Origin of the sequence: Bradyrhizobium genomosp. III, from assembly GCF_000261705.1 — a bacterium.
Taxonomy (GTDB): Bacteria; Pseudomonadota; Alphaproteobacteria; order Rhizobiales; family Xanthobacteraceae; genus Bradyrhizobium; species Bradyrhizobium ottawaense.
Window position 1 is genome coordinate 1 of sequence record NZ_AJQF01000277.1, and the last position, 2,080, is coordinate 2,080.

Below are 2,080 nucleotides of genomic sequence, written 5' to 3' on the forward strand. Positions count from 1 at the left end.
AGAGAACGTGGATGCCCGGGACAAGCCCGGGCGTGACGATCGTGTGCGACAAGGGCGCGTCATCATACACGCAAAAATGCGGCGGACGTCGCCGTCCGCCGCATTCGCCACCCCCCTGCTGCTCCGCTTCTTTCGATCCGCCGCGGAGCTACTTCTTCAGCGCGAACACCCAGATGACGCCGCCTTGCGGCACGTTGGCTTCGATGCCGATGTTGTTGGTCACCAGCGCGTCCTGGATGCGTTGCGCGTCGACGCCCCATCCCGACTGGATCGCGATGTATTGGGTGCCGTCGATCTCATAGGACACCGGCATGCCCATGATGCCGGAGTTGGTCTTCTGCTCCCACAGGAGCTCGCCGGTCTTGGCGTTGAAGGCTCGGAAGTTGCGGTCATTGGTGCCGCCGACGAAGATGAGATCGCCCGCGGTCGCCGTCACCGAGCCGAACAGCTGCGACTTCGGGAAGTTGTGTTGCCACACCTTCTTGCCCGTGGTGGGATCCCAGGCCTGCAGCTCGCCGAAATGATCCGCGCCCGGCTTCGTCTTCAGGCCGATGTCTTCCGGCTTGGTGCCGAGCCAGAGCTCGCCCGGCTTGAGCGCGACTTTCTCGCCGGTGAACCCGCCGCAGAAGTTCTCGTTGGCGGGCACGTAGACGAGGCCGGTCTTCTGGCTGTAGGCCGCCGACGGCCAGTCCTTGCCGCCCCACAGCGACGGACAGAACTCGACGCGCTTGCCGATCACCGGCTTGTGCGCGGGGTCGACGATCGGCTTGCCGCTCTCGGGCTCGATGCCCTTCCAGACGTCGGTCGAGACGAACGGCCAGCCGGCGACATAGTTGATCTTGGTCGGCGTGCGCTCGAGCACCCAGAAGATCGCGTCGCGGCCCGGATGGACCAGGCTCTTGATGTTGCGGCCATCGCGCTGCAGGTCGATCAGCATCGGCGCATCGACCTCGTCCCAGTCCCAGGAATCGTTCTGGTGGTACTGGTGATAGGTCTTGATCTTGCCGGTGCTCGGATCCAGCGCAAGTACCGAGGAGGTGTAGAGATTGTCGCCGGGATGGGTCTCGCCGGGCCATGGCGCGGCGTTGCCGACGCCCCAATAGATCGTCTTGGTCTCCTTGTCGTAATTGCCGGTCATCCAGGCCGAGCCGCCGCCGTTCTTCCAGTCGTCGCCCTGCCAGGTGTCATGGCCCGGCTCGCCTTCGCCTGGAATGGTGAAGGTCCGCCACAGCTCCTTGCCGTCCTTGGCATCATAGGCCGCGATATAGCCGCGCACGCCGAACTCGCCGCCGGAGCCGCCGACAATGACCTTGCCGTCGACGATCAGCGGCATCAGGGTCATGTACTGGCCCTTCTTGTAGTCCTGCACCTTGGTGTCCCACACCACCTTGCCGGTCTTGGCATCGAGCGCGACGACATGGTCGTCCGTGGTGGCGAGGTAGAGCTTGTCCTCCCAGAGGCCGACGCCGCGGCTGGTCGGGTGCAGCTGGAACAGATCGTCGGGGAGCTGCCGCTTGTAGCGCCAGTATTCGTCGCCGGTCTTGGCGTTGAGCGCGATCACCTGCCCCATCGGGGTCGCCACGAACATCACGCCGTTGTTGACGATCGGCGGCGCCTCGTGACCTTCGACGACGCCGGTGGCAAAGGTCCAGACCGGCGTGAGGTTCTTCACGTTGGAGGTGTTGATCTGATCGAGCGGGCTATAGCCGTGCCCGTCATAGGTGCGCCGATAGAGCATCCAGTTGCTTGGCTCTGGATTTTCCAGCCGCTGCGCTGTGACCGGCGCGTAATTCTCGATCGGACCTGACACGGCGGCGGTCGAAGCGAGGCAGGTGAAGGCGACGAAGCCGGACAGGTACCATTGCTTCCTGGTCATGGACGTTCCCCTTTTCATCCGTTTGAATTCTTGTGTTGAATTCTTGTCGTTCGTCCCGCCGTCCGCCCAACGGCGGATACGGCCTCTCGTGACGCGGGCGCGGGCCCGCACCGTTCATCATCCTGGCTGCGCGCCACCTACCTTTCCGATGAAATTTCCGGCGACGCTGAGCGAGCCGTCAGCGAGCGCCACCGGCAGGGCCGC

General features: G+C 64.2%; 1 protein-coding gene and 1 pseudogene. Both read right to left on the reverse strand.

Going from position 1 to position 2,080, the window contains the following annotated elements; genetic code table 11:
- Window positions 1-148: 148 nt before the first annotated feature.
- Window positions 149-1,876, reverse strand: coding sequence for a methanol/ethanol family PQQ-dependent dehydrogenase (locus IC66_RS0123435; protein ID WP_028142712.1), 1,728 nt, complete (start codon window positions 1,874-1,876; stop codon window positions 149-151).
- Between the two features lie 117 nt (window positions 1,877-1,993).
- Window positions 1,994-2,080: pseudogene (locus IC66_RS48405) on the reverse strand (Rieske (2Fe-2S) protein); the annotation flags it as partial.